We start from the raw sequence: 317 nt of genomic DNA, 5'->3' as shown, positions 1-317 counted from the left end.
AAGTGCAACAGTCACTCAACCAGTAGCGGCATTAAGTGTAGCAGCCCCAGTAGTGGTCAATGCTTCGTGTTTTGGTACAGCCACGGGCAGTGTAACATTAACAGCTTCGGGTGGCACCAGTCCTTATCAATATCAACAAGGGACAGGAAGTTTTGTATCGACAAATGCTTTTACAGGCTTAGCGGCAGGAACCTATAGTTTTACAGTTAAAGATGCGAATGGTTGTAGTGTAACCACAAGTGCAACAGTAACGCAACCAGTAGCGGCATTAAGTGTAGCAGCCCCAGTAGTGGTCAATGCCTCGTGTTTTGGTACAG

Annotated in this window: 1 protein-coding gene; it reads left to right on the top strand. The window is 46.7% G+C overall.

Going from position 1 to position 317, the window contains the following annotated elements; translation table 11 throughout:
• A partial coding sequence (locus tag ABR854_RS25925; RefSeq protein WP_350268744.1) for a SprB repeat-containing protein occupies window positions 1-317 on the top strand: 317 nt, incomplete at both ends.

Origin of the sequence: Emticicia sp. W12TSBA100-4, from assembly GCF_040253585.1 — a bacterium.
Classification (GTDB): Bacteria; Bacteroidota; Bacteroidia; order Cytophagales; family Spirosomataceae; genus Emticicia.
This window is presented reverse-complemented; position numbering and strand designations above follow the sequence as displayed.